Source organism: Comamonas sp. JNW, from assembly GCF_003105075.1.
Taxonomy (GTDB): domain Bacteria; phylum Pseudomonadota; class Gammaproteobacteria; order Burkholderiales; family Burkholderiaceae_C; genus Comamonas; species Comamonas squillarum.
Genome location: NZ_QETI01000009.1, coordinates 15,547 through 35,447 on the forward strand (window position 1 = coordinate 15,547; position 19,901 = coordinate 35,447).

Genomic DNA, 19,901 nt, shown 5'->3' on the forward strand with positions numbered 1-19,901 from the left:
TCTATAGGGCAGGCGTCAGATGCTGAACATCATGGCCGTGAGCATGAAATCCAGCGCCAACACCGACAACGAAGCCATGACCACGGTGCGCGTGGTGGCGCGCGAGACACCTTCGGGGGTGGGCTTGGCGACAAAGCCTTGGAGCAAGGCGACAAAGGTCACCGTGATGCCGAACACGATGCTCTTGATCACGCCGTTGCCCAGATCCTGGAACACATCGACACCGCTTTGCATCTGGCCCCAGAAAGCGCCACCATCGATGCCCAGCATCAACACGCCCACGATCCATCCGCCCATGATGCCGACGGCGCTGAACACCGCCGCCAGCAACGGCATCGCAATCAGCCCGGCCCAAAAACGCGGCGCCAGAATGCGCTCGATCGGATTGACGGCCATCATCTCCATGGCCGAGAGCTGCTCGCCCGCCTTCATCAGGCCAATCTCGGCCGTCAATGCGGTGCCTGCACGCCCGGCAAACAGCAGCGCCGTCACCACCGGGCCCAGCTCACGCAGCAAGGTCAACGCCACCATCATGCCCACGGCCTCGGCCGAGCCGTAGCGCTGCAGGATGTAGTAGCCCTGCAGCCCCAGCACAAAGCCGACGAAGAGGCCCGAGACGCCAATGATGGCCAGCGAATAATTGCCCAAAAAGTGGATCTGGTCGCGCAGCAGGCCCGGGCGCTTGAGCACATAGCCCAGCCCGGCGACCAGGCGCAGCAGCAGGCGCGTGGCCTGGCCTACTGCCGCAGCCTTGGAGCGCAGCGCAAAACCGATATCAGCAGGGTGCCACCAACGCATCAGCGGCCTCCCTTCTTGACGGCGCCAGGACCAAAATCTTCATCGATGCTGGGCCCTTGCACATGGAAAGGCACCGGCCCCTGCGCCAGCGCGTTGACAAACTGGTGCACGAGCGGATCGCTGCTGGCACGCACCTCATCGGGCGTACCCTGCGCGGCCACGACGCCGGGGCCCAGGATGATCACCTGGTCGGCCAGCTTGAAGGTCTCTTCCAGATCGTGCGAGACGATGATGCTGGTCAGGCCCAGCGCGTCGTTGAGTTCGCGGATCAGCTGGGCCGAGGTGCCCAGCGAAATCGGGTCCAGCCCGGCAAAGGGCTCGTCGTACATGATGAATTCCGGGTCCAGCGCCATCGCACGGGCCAGCGCCACGCGCCGGGCCATGCCGCCGGAGATCTGCGAGGGCATCAACTCGCGCGCGCCGCGCAGGCCCACGGCCTGCAGCTTCATCAGCACAATGTCGCGCACCATCGCATCGCACAGTTGGGTGTGTTCGCGCAGCGGAAAGGCCACGTTCTCGAACACCGTCATATCGGTGAACAGCGCGCCAAACTGGAACAGCATGCCCATGCGGCGCCGCGCGACATAAAGCTGCGCCTGGCTCATCGCACCCACATCCTGGCCGTCGAGCAGCACCTGGCCGGCCTGGGCGCGGGCCTGGCCGCCAATCAGGCGCAGCACCGTGGTTTTGCCGCCACCGGATGCGCCCATCAGCGCGGTCACCTTCCCGCGTGGGATGGTCAGCGACACATCACGCAAGATGGTGCGGTCACCATAGCCAAAGGTGACATTGCGCAGTTCGACAAGAGGTGGTGAGGCAGAAGATTGCATAGAAAAGCCGGCAACATCCGGCATCGTCATCATAAGAGGGGGCAGGGCTCTTTTCTGTAGTCAGTTGCCGCAGCGCAAACCGTCAAGCTTACCGCTTGTAACAAACATTCATGAATGTATTTATATAGCCAGATCGTAACCCGGACGGGCTAAGCCCCGCAAGGCAACAGGCTATTGCAGTCGCTTGCGTGATCGGGCCAGCCTACAGCATCGCACGGGCGGCTTCTTGGCCAGTTGTTCACAGCGTCAACAACGGTGAGAAGCGCCCGTGATTAGAGCATATTGTCCAAAAAGGAACGAATGCGGGGGTGGCTGCAGTCTTCAAAGAACGCGCGGGCGGGCTTGGCCTCGATCAGGGCGCCCTGGTCCATGAACACCACGGTATTGGCCACCTCGCGGGCAAAGCCCATCTCATGGGTGACCACGAGCATGGTCATGTGCTCCTCGGCCAGCTGACGCATGGTGCGCAGCACCTCGCCCGTCAGCTCCGGGTCCAGCGCCGAAGTGGGCTCGTCAAACAGCATGATGTCCGGCTCCATCGCCAGCGCCCGGGCAATGGCCACGCGCTGCTTCTGGCCGCCCGACAGGCGCGCAGGATAGGCATCGGCTTTCTCCAGCAGGCCCACCTTGCGCAGCAGCTCCTGGGCCTTGGGCATGATCTGCTCGCGCGTCAGGCCCTTGACGACCATCGGCGCCTCGGTGATGTTGTCGATCACCGACAGATGCGGGAACAGGTTGAAGCCCTGGAACACCATGCCCATGCGGCGCAAAATGGCGCGCATCTGGGCCTCGGGTGCGTACTGGGCCTGTCCCTGGGCATTGGTGCGGACGAGGGTCTGGCCCTCGACCACGACCGAGCCTGAATCGATCACCTCGAGGTGGTTCAAGCAGCGCAAAAAGGTGCTCTTGCCCGAGCCAGACGGCCCGATCACCGCCATCACTTCGCCCTTGTGGATATCGAGCGAGACGCGCTTGAGCACCTCGTTGCCATTGAAGGCCTTGCAGATATCACGCGCCTGCACCATCACTGGGGTGGTGCCCATGTCATTGCCTGTCATCGCCATTCTCCTGCGCTGTTCGCCATTGCCGCTTCACACCCACCCATCGCCAGCCACCACTTATGCGTCGTATTTGGCATAGCGCTTTTCCAGGCGGTTGAAGCCCCAGGTCAGCACCAGGGTCATCAGCAGGTAGAAGGCGGCCGCCACCACAAAGGGTGTGGTCGTGAAGTCGCGCTGCACAATGCCGCGCGCGGCGCGCAGCAGGTCGTTGAGGGCGAGCACATAGATCAGCGACGTGTCCTTGACCAGGGTGATGGTCTCGTTGCTGACCGGCGGCAGGATGGTGCGCACCATCTGCGGCAGCACAATGCGGCGCATGGTCTGGCTGTAGGACAGGCCCAGCACCTTCGCGCCTTCATACTGGCCCCGGTCCACGCTCTGGATACCGGCGCGGAAGATCTCGGCAAAATAGGCCGCATAGTTCAGCGCGAATGCCACCACAGCCGAGGGGAAGTCCGGCAGGCGCACGCCGATCACCGGCACAAAGGGCAGTGCAAAATAGATGAACAGCAGCTGCAGCATCAGCGGCGTGCCGCGCATCAGCCAGATATAGGCCTCGACAAAGCGCGCCAGCGCCTTGAAGCGCGAGATGCGCGCCAAGGCCAGCGCCAGACCCAGTGGCACCGACAGCGCCAGAGTGATGAAAAACAGCTTGAGAGTCACCAGGGCGCCATTGGACAGCGGCCCCAGCATTGAAATTACATAATCCATCGATGGCCTTCAGGGTGGCAGCGGCTTCGCGGGCCTCGCTGCCACAGGCACGAGCGCCGCTGGAACCTGTTGGCGTTCCTGGTCTGGCGCTCCTGTCAAAAAAATCCGTTCTGGCCGCCGGGCAGCGCCCTGCGCTGCGGCGGCCATGGGCTGCGCCCAAAAGCACAAGACCGGCACGCTGTGCCGGCCCGGTGCAAAGTCACACGCAGATCAGTGCTTGATCACGTCGGCGCCAAACCACTTCTTGGCGATTTCTTCGGCCTTGCCGTCCTTCTTCATCTCAGACAGCACGTCGTTGATCTTGTTGCGGGTGGCTTCGTCGTCCTTGCGGAAGCCCACGCCATAGTCTTCGGTGCCAAAGTCTTCGGCCAGCACAACATAGTTGTCAGGCTTCTTGGAGACCAGGTAACGGCCCACTACTTCGTCCACCACCACAACGTCCAGACGGCCAGCTTCCACATCCATCAGCGCAGCGATGTTGTCGCCAAACAGCTTGGTTTCCTTGAACTGGGAGGACAGCTCCTTGTCCTTTTCCATCGCGGTCACGGCGCTGGAGCCTTCCTGGGCACCAACGATCTTGCCGGCCATGTCGGCCTTGGTCTTGATGGGCGAGCCGGCCTTGACGATGATGATCTGCTTGTTGACCATGTAGGGGTCGGTGAAGAGGATCTTTTCCTTGCGCTCTTCCAGAATGGTCAGGCCATTCCACAGTGCATCGACGCGCTTGCCCAGCAGCTCGGCTTCCTTGGCGTTCCAGTCGATGGGCTTGAATTCCACTTCGATGCCAGCGCGCTTGGCCGCTTCGCGGGCCATGTCGATGTCAAAGCCCACGATTTCGTTCTTCTCGTCACGGAAACCCATCGGCGGGAAGTTGTCGTCCAGACCCACCACCAGCTTGGTGACCGCCGCCGCAACAGGCGCGGGCGCGGGTGCTTCAGCCGCAGGCTTGGGCGCATCATTCTTGCCGCAAGCGGTGAGCAAGGCAGTCAGCGCCAGGGTGGCAACGAAAGAACGTTTTTTCATGTGTCTCAACCAAAGAGAAAGACAAAATAAGAGCACTTGGCTTGTTTTGTACAAGCATCAGCGTGCAGGCGAATCGCGTATTGTCTCCGATCACACGAAATTCGTGTCGCTCGTGTGGAAAACTCTGCCGGCCTAGTCGGACGTCCGCAAGCCGCTACGATGGCTGCCCCGGCCGCCGCGTGGCGACCAAGGCATCTCGGTATCACGGCTTTTTTTGCCGCGCGTGCATGATTGACAACACTGGCGGCCCCTTATTTATGACCACCCTCTCGCCCGAACTGCGCAAGGCTTTTGAAGAAACCCAGTACCACGTGCTGAACCAGGCCCCTTTCATCCTGCAGCTGGGCCAGGCCCAGGCGGCGCTCGGTGCCCTCTACCAGCAGCACCAGACCGACTGCAGCTGCTTCATCACCGCCTTCAACCCCATGGGCGAGCTGCTGGACAAGGACGAGAACATCGAGCGCCATGCCCAACTGGGCCGCGCGCTGGGCACTGCCGGCTTTGCCGCGCTGCCCGCCGTTGCCCAGCACCCGGCCAACGGCTGGCCGGCCGAGCCGGGTTTTCTGGTCATCGGCATGGGTCGCGACGATGCCCAGCGCTGGGCCGCGCAGTGGGAGCAACTGGCGGTGGTATGGACCAGCGCCGACATGGTGCCCCAACTGCTGGAAACCCGGGTGCCCGGCTGGATGCGCTGATCCCCATGACCGACTGAGAGGAAAACCCATGCTGTTGATCGTTGGCACCGTCCGCCTGCCCGCCGCGAACCTGGAACGCGCCCTGCCCGCCATGCGAGCGATGGTGGAAGCCTCACGCGCCGAGCCTGGCTGCCTGGAATATGGCTACGCCCAGGATGTGCTGGTGCCCGGGCTGATCCACGTCAAGGAGCTCTGGAGCGGCCAGGCCGCGCTCGATGCGCATTTTGCCTCCAGCCATATCCAGGCCTGGCGCGCTGCCTGGCCAGCGCTGGAGATTGGCGACCGCGATTTGCGCGTCTATGATGTGGGCGCGCCGCGCAGCACCTGATGGTCAGTGGGCGCCGTCCTGTCCAACCACCCTCTTGCACTGCAATGTAGTGCCCGCGCCCATGCCTGAAATTCACAACTGGCTCGCCTTCGCTCTCATTTCCCTGGGCATGGTCCTGACGCCCGGGCCGAATATGGTCTATCTCATTTCCCGCTCGATATGCCAAGGGCGCGGTGCAGGCTTGATCTCGCTGGGCGGTGTGGCCCTGGGCTTTGTGTTCTACATGCTGTGCGCGGCGCTGGGTATCACCGCGCTGGTGATGGCCATCCCCTACGCCTACGACGCACTGCGCATTGGTGGCGCGTTGTACCTGCTGTACCTAGCCTGGCAGGCGGTCAAGCCCGGAGGGCGCTCCCCGTTCGAGCTGCGCCAGTTGCCGCAGGACAGCCCACGCACGCTGTTTGCGATGGGTTTTCTGACCAACCTGCTCAACCCCAAGATTGCCGTGATGTACCTGTCACTGCTGCCGCAGTTCATCGATCCCGCACATGGCAGCGTTTTTTCGCAGTCCCTGGTGCTGGGTTTCACACAGATTGTGGTCAGCGTCAGCGTGAATGCCGCCATTGCGATGCTGGCCGGCTCGATCGCTGGGTTTCTGGCCAGCCGCCCCAGTTGGGTACAGATGCAGCGCTGGTTGATGGGCACGGTGCTCGCGGGCCTGGCGCTGCGCATGTTGACCGAGGCCCGCAAATAAAACAGGCGCCACAGCCCGGGGTGGGCGGCAGCGCCTGGCAGAAATCCGCGTACCGGGTTCTGTTTACAGCTGGCTGGCGTGAAAGCGCAGGTGCTCGTCGATAAAGCTCTGGATGAAGTAGTAGCCGTGGTCATAGCCGCCATGGCGGCGCAAGGTCAAGGGCTGGCCGACCTGGGCGCAGGCGGCTTCAAAGGCTTCGGGCAGCAGTTGCTTTTCCAGCAAGAACTTGTCGGCCAGGCCCTGGTCGATGAGGATGCCGGCCGGGTATGGCGGCTGCTTTTGCGCGGCCATCAGGGCGGTGGCATCATGCTGCGCCCAATCGGCCTGGTTGTCGCCCAGGTAGCCGGCAAATGCTTTCTGGCCCCAGGGGCAGTGGGTGGGGTTGGCAATCGGCGCAAAGGCCGAGACCGACTTGAACACACCGGGGTGGCGCAGCGCCAGGGTCAGCGCGCCATGGCCGCCCATGCTGTGGCCAAAGATGCCCAGGCGTTGCAGGTCGATCGGCAGCTTGGCGCCCAAGAGCGGCAGCAGGTCTTCGAGGATGTAGCTTTCCATGCGCCAGTGCAGCGCCCAGGGCTTGGCCGTGGCATCCAGGTAAAAACCGGCGCCCACGCCAAAATCCCAGCTCTCCGCCTCGCCAGGCAGGCCCGCGCCGCGCGGGCTGGTGTCGCAGGTGACCAAGGCCACGTTCAGCGAAGCCGCCAGGCGCTGGGCGCCGGCCTTGGTCATGAAGGTCTCTTCGGTACAGGTCAGGCCCGCCAGGTACAGCAGCGCAGGCACTTTCTCGCCCTCCACCGCCTTGGGCGGCAGAAAGACCGAGAACTTCATCGCCAGGCCGATCTGACTGGAGAAATGCTCATAAAAACGCTGGGCGCCGCCAAAGCAGGCATGGGCCGCCTGCAGCTTGAGGCTGGCTTGGGCTTCAGACATCGGAATTTCCTTCGGTCGGGGGTTGCGGGGATGCGGCCTGGGCGGCCGCTGCACGCAGCTTGTCTTTTTTGCTCATGCGCTTGCCCTTGATGCCGCCATTGCCGGCATCTTCAGAGGGCGCATGCGCGGGCACGGCTTCGGTGACCGGGTACTGCTCCAGGGTCTGCAGCGCCACATCGAGCCCATTGCGCTTGGCAATCAGCTTCCAGTGCGCCAGGCTGGCGGGGGTTACCAGGCTGATGGCCAGGCCCGAGATACCGGCCCGGCCCGTGCGGCCGATGCGGTGGGTGTAATCGGTGGGCGAGCGCGGCAGGTCGTAGTTGATGACCAGGGGCAGCGCCTCGACATGGATGCCACGCGCGGCCAGATCGGTGGTGACCAGCACCTGCCACTGGCTGCTGCGGAACTCCTGCAGCACCTGTTGGCGCGCACCCTGGCTCAGCTCGCCATGGAAAGCGGTGGCGCTGATGCCCTTGTCATAGAGCTTGTTGGCCACATGCTCAGCGCTGTAGCGGCTGGCCACAAACACAAGCATGCGCTGGCCCGCGTACTGGGTGACCAGCTCACGCAGCCAGGCAGTGCGCTTGGCGGCATCGAGGTAGTAGGCCTGCTGCACGATGGTGGCGTCCTGCAGGTGGGTCGAAGCGATCTCCACCTTCTCGTGCGCGGGTCGCAGCAAGGTGGGCACCAACGCCTGCACCGCCGGGGCAAAGGTAGCCGACAGCAGCAGGGTCTGGCGCTGCTCGCGCGCGGGCACCAGGGCCAGCACGCTGTGCAGCTCCTCGGCAAAGCCCAGGTCCATCAAGCGGTCGGCCTCGTCCAGCACCAAGGTGCTGATGGTGTCCAGCCGCAGCTTGCTGTGCGCCACCACATCGAGCAAGCGCCCAGGCGTGGCAATCACCAGATCCACGCCGCCGCGCAAGGCCAGCAGCTGGGGATTGATGGACACACCACCAGTGAGCACGGCCACCTTGGGGCGGCGGCCCAGGGCCTCGCCAACAAAGTAGACCAGCTCAGCCACCTGGGTGGCCAGCTCGCGCGTGGGCACCAGGATCAAGGCCTGCGTCTCATGGCGGCCCGCCTGACCTGCTGCATCACCGAGCATCCAGGCCTGCATCAGCGGCAGCACATAGGCCGCCGTCTTGCCCGAGCCGGTCGGCGCGCAGCCCAGCAGGTCACGCCCGTCCAGAATGGCCGGGATCGCCTGGGTCTGGATGGCCGTGGGTGCGATCAAGCCATGGGCCTGGGCAGCGTGGGCCAGCGACGGAGCAAGGCCAAGAGAGGTAAAAGACATGGATTTCAATGGTGCGGGCCGGGCCGCAGGGACAACAAGCCTAGCATTGTCGCCCCTGGCAGCGCCGCCAGCGCTGCGCAGGACTATTGCAGCGCCCGCTGGCAGCCGGCGCTGGTCAGCTTTGGCCAGCGGCGCTTAGCGACGATCAGCTGGCGTAGTTGACTACCGAACGGATCGACTTGCCTTCATGCATCAGGTCAAAAGCCTCGTTGATCTTGGCCAGGCCCATGGTGTGGGTGACAAAGGGCTCAAGCTTGATCTTGCCGGCCATCGCGTCTTCCACCATGCCGGGCAGCTCGCTGCGGCCCTTGACGCCGCCAAAGGCAGTGCCCAGCCATTTGCGGCCGGTCACCAGCTGGAAAGGACGCGTGGAGATTTCCTGGCCCGCGCCCGCCACGCCGATGATCACGCTCTGGCCCCAGCCACGGTGCGCGCATTCCAGCGCCGCACGCATCACCTGGGTGCTGCCAATGCATTCAAAGCTGTGGTCCACGCCCCAGCCGGTCATCTCGACGATCACTTGCTGGATCGGCTTGTCGAAATCCTTGGGGTTGATGCAGTCGGTCGCGCCAAAGGTCTTGGCCAGCTCGAACTTGCCGGGGTTGGTATCGACAGCAATGATGCGGCCAGCCTTGGCCAGCTGCGCGCCCTGGATTACCGCCAGGCCAATGCCACCCAGACCGAACACAGCCACGGTATCGCCCTCTTGCACCTTGGCGGTGTTCTTCACAGCGCCCAGACCGGTGGTCACGCCGCAGCCCAGCAGGCAGACCTGCTCGGGGTTGGCATCGGGGTTGACCTTGGCCAGCGACACTGCGGCCACCACGGTGTACTCGGAGAAGGTGGAGCAGCCCATGTAGTGGTAGATCGGCTCGCCGTTGTAGCTAAAGCGCGTGGTGCCATCGGGCATCACACCCTTGCCCTGGGTGGCGCGCACTGCTACGCACAGGTTGGTCTTGCCGCTCTTGCAGAACAGGCATTCGCCGCACTCTGCCGTGTACAGCGGGATCACATGGTCGCCTGGCTGGACGCTGGTGACGCCCTCGCCCACTTCCACCACGATGCCCGCGCCTTCATGGCCCAGCACCGCCGGGAAGATGCCTTCAGGATCATCACCGCTCAAGGTGAAGGCATCCGTGTGGCACACGCCCGTGTGGGTGATCTTGACCAGCACTTCGCCCTTCTGGGGTGGCGCAACGTCGATCTCGACAATCTGCAAAGGCTCTCCGGCTTTGAAGGCAACGGCGGCGCGGGATTTCATGGGTGGACTCCTTGGGTCAAAAACGGGGAAAACAGTCAGGCGCGGTCATGACCACACGCCTATTTGAGGTACGAGCGCAGCAGCGACAGCATTTCGTCAATGTCCGCCTGCGACGGCGCGGGCTGCCGGGCCATGGTCTCGCGCATATGGCCATCAAGCAAATCGGCCATCAGCCCATGCACAGCGCCGCGCATGGCGGCGAGCTGCTGCAGGATGGGGGCGCAATCGCTGCCCGCCTCCACTGCCCGCTCCAAGGCCTCCGCCTGGCCTTTGATGCGGCGCAGGCGGGTGATGGCGCGGTGCTTGTCTTTGGCGTTATGGGGCATGGCAGGCGGTGTTCGCAACGGCGCAAAAGCACGCCAAACTCAGGTACTGGGCCAGAGTATAAATGCAATTGATAAAAATTACATATAAAAAATAGATGAAAACCCCAGGTACCCCCTGGGGGTATCTTGAATCTCTGTCACTCTTTCAGGCCGAGCAGGCACAAAAAACCGCAGCCTCGGCTGCGGTCGTGGGTGGGTGAGTGGCTACCGGTTTTAGCGCGGCAGATCGCTCCAGCCCATCAGGTACTCGTCGACGGCGCGCGCGGCCTGGCGACCTTCGCGGATGGCCCAGACCACCAGCGACTGGCCACGGCGCATGTCGCCGGCGGCAAACACCTTGTCCACATTGGTGGCGTAGCCGCCAGTGAAATCGGTGGTGGCACGGGCGTTGCCACGGGCGTCCTTGTCGACACCAAAGGCTTCCAGCACGGGCGAGACGGGGTTCACAAAACCCATGGCCAGCAGCACCAGGTCGGCAGGCCATTCCTTTTCTGTGCCCTTGACTTCGCTCAGCTTGCCGTCCTTGAACTCGACCTGCACGGTGGTCAGGCTCTTGACCTTGCCCTTGTCGCCGTTGAAGGTCTTGGTCGAGATCGCGAACTCACGCACAGCGCCTTCTTCGTGGCTGGAGCTGGTGCGCAGCTTGATCGGCCAGTAGGGCCAGACCAGGGGCTTGTTTTCCTCTTCGGGCGGCATGGGCATCACCTCGAACTGGGTGACGCTCTTGGCGCCGTGGCGGTTGCTGGTGCCCACGCAGTCGCTGCCGGTGTCGCCACCACCGATGACGATGACGTCCTTGCCATCCGCACGGATCTGGCCCTTGAGCTTGTCGCCGGCATTGATCTTGTTTTGCTGGGGCAGGAACTCCATTGCGTAGTGCACGCCGTCCAGGTCACGGCCGGGCACCGGCAGATCGCGCGACTGCTCGGAGCCACCGGTCAGCAGCACCGCGTCAAAATCCGCCTTGAGCTGCTCGGGCGAGACGGTTTCCTTGGCCCAGTTGGTGACCTTGCTGTCCTTGCCCAGGCCGTCCTTGCCAGCCACCAGCACGCCGGTGCGGATGGTCACGCCTTCGGCCTGCAGCTGGGCGGCGCGGCGGTCGATGTGCAGCTTGTCGAGCTTGAAGTCGGGGATGCCGTAGCGCAGCAGGCCGCCGATGCGGTCGTTCTTCTCGAACAGGGTCACCGCATGGCCTGCACGGGCGAGCTGCTGGGCCGCCGCCATGCCGGCAGGGCCGGAGCCGACCACTGCCACTTTCTTGCCGCTCTGGTGCTTGGCGGGGCGCGCCTGCACCCAGCCCTCTTCCCAGGCGCGGTCGATGATGGCGTGCTCGATGGACTTGATGCCCACCGGGTCGTTGTTGATGTTGAGCACGCAGGCTGCTTCGCAAGGGGCGGGGCAGATGCGGCCGGTGAACTCGGGGAAGTTGTTGGTCGAGTCCAGCACATGAAAGGCGGCCGCCCAATCGGCGCGGTACACCAGATCGTTGAAATCCGGAATGATGTTGTTGACCGGGCAGCCGCTGTTGCAAAACGGCGTGCCGCAGTCCATGCAACGGGCGCCTTGCTGCTTGGCCTGCTGCGAGTTCAGGCCAACAACAAATTCCTTGTAGTGCTTGAGGCGGTCTTCAACGGGTGCATAACCCTCGTCGATACGCGCAAATTCCATAAAGCCTGTGACTTTTCCCATGATCGGATCTCTTGCTTGGCTGCTGCCCGCGCCGCGTTGGCGGGGACAGCAATCGTGGTCATTAATAAGGGGCTGGGTGCTTGGCGGCAGGGCCGCCAGGGGCCTCACTTCGCGGCGGCGTCCACACTCTTCTTGGCCGAGGTCTTGGCCTTGACGACCTGCGCCTTGGCTTCGGCGCGGGCATGGATCTCACCCAGCGCGCGCTTGTACTCGGTCGGGAACACCTTGACGAACTTGCTGCGCACCTCCGCCCAGTTGTCCAGCAGATCACGGGCACGCTTGCTGCCGGTCCAGCGCAGGTGGTCGGCGAGCAGGCGCTTGAGCTGTGCTTCGTCGGTCTGGCCGTTGTGCCACACACCCTTGTCGATGCTGGCCTCTTGCTCGGCCTGCGTCAGCACCTTGTCCAGCGTGACCATCGTGGTGTTGCAGCGGCTGGCGAACTGGCCGTCCTCGTCATAGACGTAGGCCACCCCACCGCTCATGCCGGCGGCAAAGTTGCGGCCGGTCTTGCCCAGCACCAGCACGGTGCCGCCGGTCATGTATTCGCAGCCATGGTCACCGGTACCTTCGACCACCGCCGTCGCACCCGACAGGCGCACCGCAAAACGCTCGCCAGCCACGCCGCTCAGGAAAGCCTCACCGGTGGTCGCGCCGTACATCACGGTGTTGCCCACGATGATGTTCTTGTGCGCTTCGCCACGGAAATCCAGACTCGGGCGCACCACCACGCGGCCGCCGGACAGGCCCTTGCCGGTGTAGTCGTTCGCATCCCCCACCAGGTACAAGGTGATGCCGTTGCACAGGAAGGCGCCAAACGACTGGCCGCCCGTGCCCTCGACACGGATGTGGATGGTGTCGTCAGGCAGGCCTTCGGCATGCACCTTGGTCACCGCGCCCGAGAGCATGGCGCCCACAGTGCGGTTCACATTGCGCACGGTCTCCAGGATCTTCACGCGCTCGCCCTTGTCGATGGCGGGGCGCGACTTTTCGATCAGGATGTTGTCGAAGGCCTTTTCCAGACCATGGTCCTGGTTTTGCGTGTGGTACAGCGGCACATCGTCCGCCACTTCGGCACGGGCCAGCAGGCGGCCAAAGTCCAGGCCCTTGGCCTTCCAGTGGGTAATACCGGCCTTCATGTCCAGCAGGTCAGCACGGCCCACCAGATCGTCGAACTTGGAGATACCCAGCTGGGCCATGATCTGGCGCGCTTCTTCGGCGATGAAGAAGAAGAAGTTCACCACATGCTCGGGCTTGCCGCTGAATTTCTTGCGCAGCTCGGGGTCTTGCGTGGCCACACCCACCGGGCAGGTGTTGAGGTGGCACTTGCGCATCATGATGCAGCCCTCGACCACCAGCGGTGCGGTGGCAAAGCCGAACTCATCGGCGCCCAAGAGCGCGCCAATCACCACGTCACGGCCGGTCTTCATCTGGCCGTCTGCCTGCACCCGGATACGGCTGCGCAGGCCGTTGAGCACCAGGGTCTGCTGGGTTTCGGCCAGGCCGATTTCCCAAGGCGAGCCTGCGTGCTTGATCGACGACCAGGGCGATGCGCCCGTGCCGCCGTCATGGCCGGCGATCACCACATGGTCGGCCTTGCACTTGGCAACGCCGGCGGCAATGGTGCCCACGCCAACCTCGGAGACCAGCTTGACGCTGATGGTCGAATGCGTGGCCACGTTCTTCAGGTCGTGGATCAGCTGGGCCAGGTCCTCGATCGAGTAGATGTCGTGGTGCGGCGGAGGGGAGATCAGGCCCACACCGGGCACCGAGTAGCGCTGCTTGCCGATGTACTCGGTCACCTTGCCGCCTGGCAGCTGACCGCCTTCACCGGGCTTGGCGCCCTGTGCCATCTTGATCTGGATCTGGTCCGCAGAGGCCAGGTACTCGGCCGTCACCCCAAAGCGGCCCGATGCCACTTGCTTGATGCGCGAGCGCAGGCTGTCGCCTTCTTGCAGCACGTAGTCCGATTCAATCTGGTCTTTGCCGATGATCGATGCCAGCGACTCGCCCTGCTTGATCGGGATGCCCTTCAACTCATTGCGGTAACGGGCAGGGTCTTCACCGCCTTCACCGGTGTTGCTCTTCCCGCCAATGCGGTTCATCGCCACGGCCAGCGTCACATGGGCTTCGGTACTGATCGAGCCCAGCGACATGGCGCCGGTGGCAAAGCGCTTGACGATCTCGGCCGCCGATTCGACCTGCTCGACCGGGATGGCCTTGGCAGGGTCGATCTTGAACTCGAACAGGCCGCGCAAGGTCATGTGGCGCTTGCTCTGGTCGTTGATCAGCTGCGCGTATTCTTTGTAGGTGTTAAAGCTGTTGGCGCGGGTCGAGTGCTGCAGCTTGGCAATCGCATCGGGGCTCCACATATGCTCTTCACCCCGGGCACGCCAGGCGTACTCACCACCGGTGTCCAGCATGGTGGCCAGCACCGGGTCGTTGCCAAAGGCTGCCTTGTGGCGGCGGATGGCTTCTTCTCCGATCTCGAACACGCCCAGGCCTTCAACGCGGCTGGAGGTGCCGGTGAAGTACTTGTCGATGGTTTCGCTGTTGATGCCGACGGCCTCGAACAGCTGCGCACCACAGTAGGACATGTAGGTGGACACCCCCATCTTCGACATGATCTTGGACAGACCCTTGCCGATGGCCTTGATGTAGTTGTAGATCGCCTTGTCTGCCGACAGATCGCCGGGCAGGTGCTTGTGGATCGAGGTGATGGTCTCGAGCGCCAGGTAGGGATGCACGGCTTCGGCACCGTAGCCGGCCAGCACGCCGAAATGGTGCACTTCGCGGGCGGTGCCGGTTTCCACCACCAGACCGCAGGCGGTGCGCAGGCCTTCGCGGATCAGGTGCTGGTGGATGGCCGACAGCGCCAGCAGCGCCTGGATGGCCACGCGGTCCTTGCTGACACCCTTGTCGCTGATGATCAGGATGTTGTTGCCGGTCTTGATCGCATCAACGGCTTGCGCGCACAGCGATGCCAGGCGCGCTTCAACGCCTTCACTGCCCCACTCCAGCGGGTAGGTGATGTCGAGCACGGCCGAGCTGAACTTGCCGGCGGTGTGCGAGCGGATGTTGCGCAGCTTGACCATGTCGGTGAAGTCCAGCACCGGCTGGGTCACTTCCAGGCGCAGTGGTGGGTTGACCTGGTTGATGTCCAGCAGGTTGGGCTTGGGGCCGATAAAGGACACCAGGCTCATCACGATTGCTTCACGGATCGGATCGATCGGCGGGTTGGTCACCTGCGCGAACATCTGGCGGAAGTAGTTGTACAGCGGCTTGTTCTTGTCCGACAGCACGGCCAGCGGGCTGTCATTGCCCATCGAGCCAATGCCTTCTTCGCCGTTGGCGGCCATCGGGCTCATCAGGAACTTGATGTCTTCCTGGGTGTAGCCAAAGGCCTGCTGCAGGTCCAGCAATTCGGTCGACTGCTGCTCATCGGCAACGGCGCCAAACTCTTGCGAGGCCTTGGCCTGCTGGTCGATCTGCGATTCGCCAGCCACGGGCTTTTCCACATCGTCCAAGCGGATGCGCAGGTCTTCGATCCAGCGCATATAGGGCTTGGCATTGGTGAGCGAGGACTTGACTTCCTCGTCGTCGATCAAGCGGCCCTGGTCCAGATCGATCAGGAACATCTTGCCCGGCTGCAGGCGCCACTTGCGCACGATCTTATGCTCGGGCACGGGCAGCACGCCCGATTCGGAGCCCATGATGACGAAGTCATCGTCGGTCACGCAGTAGCGGGCAGGACGCAGGCCGTTGCGGTCCAGGGTGGCGCCGATCTGGCGGCCATCGGTGAACACGATCGATGCTGGGCCATCCCAGGGCTCGATCATTGCGGCATGGTATTCATAGAAAGCGCGGCGGCGCGAATCCATCGTGGCGTGCTGTTCCCATGGCTCGGGGATCATCATCATCACGGCCTGGGCCAGCGGGTAGCCCGCCATGGTCAGCAGCTCCAGGCAGTTGTCGAAAGTGGCCGTATCGGACTGGTGCGCAAAGCTGATCGGGTAGAGCTTTTGCAGATCGTTGCCCAGCACGGGCGAGCTCATCACGCCTTCGCGGGCGCGCATCCAGTTGTAGTTGCCCTTGACGGTGTTGATTTCACCGTTGTGCGCCACATAGCGGTAAGGGTGGGCCAGCGGCCACTCGGGGAAGGTGTTGGTCGAGAAGCGCTGGTGCACCAGGCCCAGCGCCGAGACGCAGCGTTCGTCTTCCAGATCGCGGAAGTAGGTGCCCACCTGGTCGGCCAGCAGCAGGCCCTTGTAGATCACAGTGCGACTGCTCATGCTGGGCACGTAGTACTCTTTGCTGTACTTGAGCTGCAGGTTCTGGATGGCCGCGCTGGCGGTCTTGCGGATCACATACAGCTTGCGCTCCAGCGCATCCTGCACGATCACATCGGCTCCACGGCCGATGAACACCTGGCGGATGACCGGTTCTTTTTCGCGCACCGTGGGCGACATCGGCATTTCGCGGTTGACCGGCACATCGCGCCAGCCCAGCAGCACCTGGCCTTCGGCCTTGATGGCGCGCTCGAGCTCTTCCTCGCAGGCCAGACGCGATGCATGTTCCTTGGGCAGGAACACCATGCCCACGCCGTACTCGCCAAACGGCGGCAGCTTGACGCCCTGGGCGGCCATCTCGTCGCGGTAGAGCGCGTCAGGCAGCTGGATCAGGATACCGGCGCCATCACCCATCAGCTTGTCGGCACCCACCGCACCCCGGTGGTCCAGATTCTCCAGAATCTTCAGAGCCTGGGTCACGATGGCATGGCTCTTCTGGCCCTTGATGTGGGCCACAAAACCGACGCCGCAGGCATCGTGTTCCAGAGTCGGGTCATACAGACCCTGAGCTTGCATGTGCTCGCGTGCAGAAGCCGACATGGCGCAATCCTTCAAATAATCTATCGCGGGAAGGTCAATGTAGAGCAGCTGGCAATACCCGAGCAAGTTTTTTATTTGGGGTCAGATACTAATTATTTTCAAATGATTTTTCTCAACAATTAATTGGGGTCATATTAAAAATAGCAAAATTATCGTTGATTTATATGACATTTTCAATTCAATCGGCGGAGGGATCTACCAATCGCGGGCGTCCCGCACTCTTTTTGTGCAGCCTGCGCACCGTTTTGGACTGCAAAGACTGCACAAAGTCCTCGCTGCCCATCGCCCAGCCGCCTTGCACGGCATCGGTCAGCGCCCCGGACTCACGCTGCGACAAGCCATAAGCGAGCATTTGGGCATAGCGCGCCTCCCGCGCGAAGGGGGTGTTACCCAGCGCCCAGAAGGCCGCCGGATCGCGCAACCAGGCCATCGGTTTTGCACCTAAATGGTGCGCACAGCTGGACCAAGGGTAGTCTTCGGCCTTGGCGACCAGGCCTGCGCGCTGCGGGTTGGAATCGATATAGATGATGCATTGCAGCAACGGCGCAGCCGGCTCCACAACCGTCGAGCGGTAGCGCCCTTCCCACAAGGTGCCGCTGCGCCCATGCCGCGCATTGAAATAGCGCACATAGGCCCGGCCCAGCGCCTGCATCAAGAGCGGCAGGCCCTGCTCGGTCTGGGGTGTTATCAGCAGATGGAAATGGTTGGGCATCAGCACAAAGGCATGCACTGCCACCAGGTGGGTCTGCGCGAGCTGGCGCAACAAGTCGCTGAAGTGCTGGGAATCCTCGTCATCGACAAAGACCGTCTGCCGGTTATTGCCCCGGTGCAGCACATGGTGCGGCATGTCGGGAAGACTGATTCGGGGAAGGCGAGCCATGGTGAAAACGTCAGCAAAGGACGGCAGAGGAAAAGCCGCTCTATTATCAACGCTGTGCCCTATGCACTACGCAATGGCAGCATCTGCCCCCACTCGCAGCCACCTAGCGCACAGGGGCTGCCCCAAGCTGTCACAGCACCACTAACAACACAAAGCCATCCACCCCATGGGCAGATGGCCTTTTTCCATACCAGCCTTGCAGCTTAGAAGCGGTAACGCGCCACCAGTTGCACCGAGCGCGGCGCTCCCGGCAGGTTCAGGTTGGGCGAGGAGCCGTGGCCGGCCACGATGTAGCGCTTGTCCAGGAGGTTGTTGAGCTTGAGCTGCAGGTCCACGTTGTTCAGGCGGTAGTAGGCCATGGCATCCAAGGTGGTGTAGCCCGGCAGCACAACGGTATTGCCAGGGTTGGCAAAACGCGCGCCGACATAGCTGATGCCGCCACCGGCGCCAAAGCCATGGCCCAGGGCCTTGGTGACCCAGATATTGGCGCTGTGCTTGGGCGTCAGGGTGGCGCGCTTGCCTTGCACGGCCTGGCCGGCGTCCACTGCCGGCGACGAGGTCATCTCGCTGAGCAGGTAGGCATAGCCCGACCAGATCTGCCAGCCCTGCGACAGGTCACCGGCAAAGCTCAGCTCCAGGCCGCGCGTGCGCTGCACGCCCAGGGGCACCAAGGTGTTGGTCACAGGGTCCACGCTCTTGATATTGGTGCGCTCGATCTCGAACAGCGCGGCATTGGCGCTGGCCTTGCCGTCCAGCACATCCCACTTCACACCGACCTCACGGCTGCTGGTTTTCTCAGGCGCCACCTGGGCATTGTTGGCAGCCAGCGCAAAGGTCTCGCCCGAGGGCTGAAAGGACTTGCTGAACGACACGTAGTACGACAGCGCATTGCTGGGCTGGTAGACCAGGCCGACGCGCGGGCTCCAGGCCACATCGGTGCGGCCCAGGTTGACGCTGCCTGGCGTGTAGTTGTCGGTTTCCTGGCGGAAGCGGTCATAGCGCACGCCGGCCAGCAGCTTCCATTCCGGGGCCAGGGTGACCATGTCCTGCACATAAGCACTGGCCACGCTGAAGACGCTGTCGTTGTTGGCAGACGGTGCAGCCGTCAGCACCGGCGAGACAACCGGCAGCACCGGGTTGAACAGCGATACCGTGCCCACATTGCTCTGGCTGATGCTCAGCAGGCCCTTGTTCTGGCGGCCCAGCTCCAGCCCGTACAGCACCTGGTGCTGCATGCCCGCCAGATCCAGCTTCTGCGTCAACTCCAGCTGGTTGAAAAAGCCGTGCTCGTTACGCTCCAGATGGCCACGGTTGAGGGTCGCCGTCTGCGCCTTCTCATTCACCGAGCCGACCAGGGTGTTGCTGCGGTCCAGGCTGTAGTCGTAGTAGCGCAGCACATTGCGCAGGCTCAGGCTGTCGTTGAAGCGGTGGCTCAAGGTGGCCGATGCCGAATACACCTCGGAGGTGCTGACATCGGTATCGCGTGCATTGGCCGCGCCAAAGTAGGTGCGGGGCGACACGTTGACCGGCCGGCCCTGGAAGGCGGGAATGCCGAAGTCAGTGAGGCGGCTGTCCTTGAGGTAGTCGGCCTGCAGCAGCAACTGCGTGTCCGCACTGAACTTGAACTGCACCGAGCCGGCCAGCGCCTTGCGGTCCAGAAACTGCTGGTCGCGGTAGCTGTCGGCGCGCTCGATGGCGCCGGTCAGGCGGTAGGAGACGATGCTGTCCTGCGGCGCGCGTGCCAGGTCAAACTCGCCCCGGCGCTGGTTCCAGCTGCCCAGGGTCAGACCCACCTCGCTGCGGTCAATGCCGGGCTTCTTGGTGATGCGGTTGATCAAGCCACCCGAAGAGCCCCGGCCATACAGCACCGATGCCGGGCCCTTGAGCACCTCGACCTGCTCGACATTGGACAGGTCACGGAAATACAGCGCGTCATCGCGCACGCCGTCGACAAACTGGTCGGCAATGGCCGAAAAGCCCCGGATCGTCACCTGGTCGCGCTGGCCATCGCCATGCGACAGGCCAATGCCGGGCACCGCCTTGAGCACGTCCTGCATCGACTGCACCGCCTGGTCGCGCATCAGCTGCTGGGGCACCACGTTCACCGTTTGCGGAATATCGCGCAACGGCGCTTCGATCTTGGTGGCGCTCTTGGCCGTAGGCGCTGCATAGCCCACGTCCGCTGCGGTATCGCCCTGCACGCGCACTTCCTGCAGCGTTGTCTCAGCCGGCGCCTGCTGCGCCGCTGCATGGCCCGTGCACAGCAGCGCCACTGCTGCTGCCACGGCTTGTGTTTTGAAAGCCATTCCAGTTCCTTGTATCGCTTTGGTATGTGTTCGGTTTGGCTGTACCGCAGGGAGAATCCGCACTCTGGTTGGCTACCACCGGGAAAAGCTCGCACATCTTAAAGAGGAAAATGGTTCTCATTTACATATCTTTAAGAAACGAATGCGAGGCAGCAACAAACCCACAGTAGGAGCTTTCTTTGACCGCCT

General features: G+C 63.1%; 16 protein-coding genes. 3 read left to right on the forward strand and 13 right to left on the reverse strand.

Annotation, left to right across the window (positions count from 1 at the left end; translation table 11 throughout):
• Positions 1-15: 15 nt before the first annotated feature.
• From mlaE to DCO45_RS14125, 5 genes are all read right to left on the reverse strand, one after another.
• A complete protein-coding gene (gene mlaE, locus DCO45_RS14105; RefSeq protein ID WP_021026085.1) occupies positions 16-798 on the reverse strand; it encodes a lipid asymmetry maintenance ABC transporter permease subunit MlaE in 783 nt (260 codons plus the stop codon).
• Positions 798-1,628, reverse strand: a complete 831-nt coding sequence (locus DCO45_RS14110; RefSeq protein WP_116926427.1) for an ABC transporter ATP-binding protein — start codon at positions 1,626-1,628, stop codon at positions 798-800. Before DCO45_RS14110 ends, mlaE begins: the two co-directional genes overlap by 1 nt.
• Before the next feature lie 272 nt (positions 1,629-1,900).
• Positions 1,901-2,653: an amino acid ABC transporter ATP-binding protein gene (locus DCO45_RS14115; protein ID WP_116926548.1), complete on the reverse strand. Its 753-nt coding sequence runs from the start codon at positions 2,651-2,653 to the stop codon at positions 1,901-1,903.
• Positions 2,654-2,746: 93 nt separating this feature from the next.
• The gene (locus DCO45_RS14120; protein WP_021026088.1) at positions 2,747-3,400 is read right to left on the reverse strand and encodes an amino acid ABC transporter permease; all 654 of its coding nucleotides are present in this window, start codon (positions 3,398-3,400) and stop codon (positions 2,747-2,749) included.
• 210 nt (positions 3,401-3,610) lie between these two features.
• Positions 3,611-4,423 (reverse strand): amino acid ABC transporter substrate-binding protein, encoded by an 813-nt coding sequence (locus DCO45_RS14125; RefSeq protein WP_116926428.1) that lies wholly within the window; start codon positions 4,421-4,423, stop codon positions 3,611-3,613.
• 257 nt (positions 4,424-4,680) lie between these two features.
• Here DCO45_RS14125 and DCO45_RS14130 point away from each other — a divergent pair, with 257 nt between their 5' ends.
• The 3 genes from DCO45_RS14130 (at position 4,681) to DCO45_RS14140 (ending at position 6,140) form a co-directional block, all read left to right on the forward strand.
• Entirely contained in the window at positions 4,681-5,118 is a 438-nt protein-coding gene (locus DCO45_RS14130) for a DUF3293 domain-containing protein (protein WP_165841205.1), read from the forward strand.
• Between the two features lie 28 nt (positions 5,119-5,146).
• On the forward strand, positions 5,147-5,446 hold the full coding sequence (locus tag DCO45_RS14135; RefSeq protein ID WP_116926430.1) for a putative quinol monooxygenase: 300 nt from the start codon (positions 5,147-5,149) through the stop codon (positions 5,444-5,446).
• A gap of 61 nt (positions 5,447-5,507) precedes the next feature.
• Positions 5,508-6,140 carry a LysE family translocator gene (locus DCO45_RS14140; protein ID WP_116926431.1) on the forward strand — a complete coding sequence of 211 codons (633 nt, stop codon included), beginning with the start codon at positions 5,508-5,510 and terminating at the stop codon, positions 6,138-6,140.
• Between the two features lie 63 nt (positions 6,141-6,203).
• Here the strand turns inward: DCO45_RS14140 and fghA are convergent, their stop codons facing one another.
• From fghA to DCO45_RS14180, 8 genes are all read right to left on the reverse strand, one after another.
• A complete protein-coding gene (gene fghA / locus DCO45_RS14145) occupies positions 6,204-7,070 on the reverse strand; it encodes an S-formylglutathione hydrolase (protein WP_116926432.1) in 867 nt (288 codons plus the stop codon).
• Complete coding sequence (locus tag DCO45_RS14150; protein WP_116926433.1) at positions 7,063-8,364, reverse strand: DEAD/DEAH box helicase; 1,302 nt, start codon at positions 8,362-8,364, stop codon at positions 7,063-7,065. The genes fghA and DCO45_RS14150 overlap by 8 nt, the downstream gene beginning before the upstream one ends.
• A gap of 145 nt (positions 8,365-8,509) precedes the next feature.
• Positions 8,510-9,625, reverse strand: coding sequence for an S-(hydroxymethyl)glutathione dehydrogenase/class III alcohol dehydrogenase (locus DCO45_RS14155; protein WP_116926434.1), 1,116 nt, complete (start codon positions 9,623-9,625; stop codon positions 8,510-8,512).
• A 59-nt stretch (positions 9,626-9,684) separates the two neighbouring features.
• Entirely contained in the window at positions 9,685-9,951 is a 267-nt protein-coding gene (locus DCO45_RS14160) for a metal/formaldehyde-sensitive transcriptional repressor (RefSeq protein WP_116926435.1), read from the reverse strand.
• Between the two features lie 213 nt (positions 9,952-10,164).
• Positions 10,165-11,640, reverse strand: a complete 1,476-nt coding sequence (locus DCO45_RS14165) for a glutamate synthase subunit beta (RefSeq protein ID WP_116926436.1) — start codon at positions 11,638-11,640, stop codon at positions 10,165-10,167.
• Between the two features lie 104 nt (positions 11,641-11,744).
• Positions 11,745-16,526, reverse strand: coding sequence for a glutamate synthase-related protein (locus DCO45_RS14170; protein WP_116926437.1), 4,782 nt, complete (start codon positions 16,524-16,526; stop codon positions 11,745-11,747).
• A 178-nt stretch (positions 16,527-16,704) separates the two neighbouring features.
• Entirely contained in the window at positions 16,705-17,406 is a 702-nt protein-coding gene (locus tag DCO45_RS14175; protein ID WP_116926438.1) for a transposase, read from the reverse strand.
• A 203-nt stretch (positions 17,407-17,609) separates the two neighbouring features.
• Complete coding sequence (locus tag DCO45_RS14180) at positions 17,610-19,712, reverse strand: TonB-dependent siderophore receptor (RefSeq protein WP_116926439.1); 2,103 nt, start codon at positions 19,710-19,712, stop codon at positions 17,610-17,612.
• Positions 19,713-19,901: the final 189 nt, after the last annotated feature.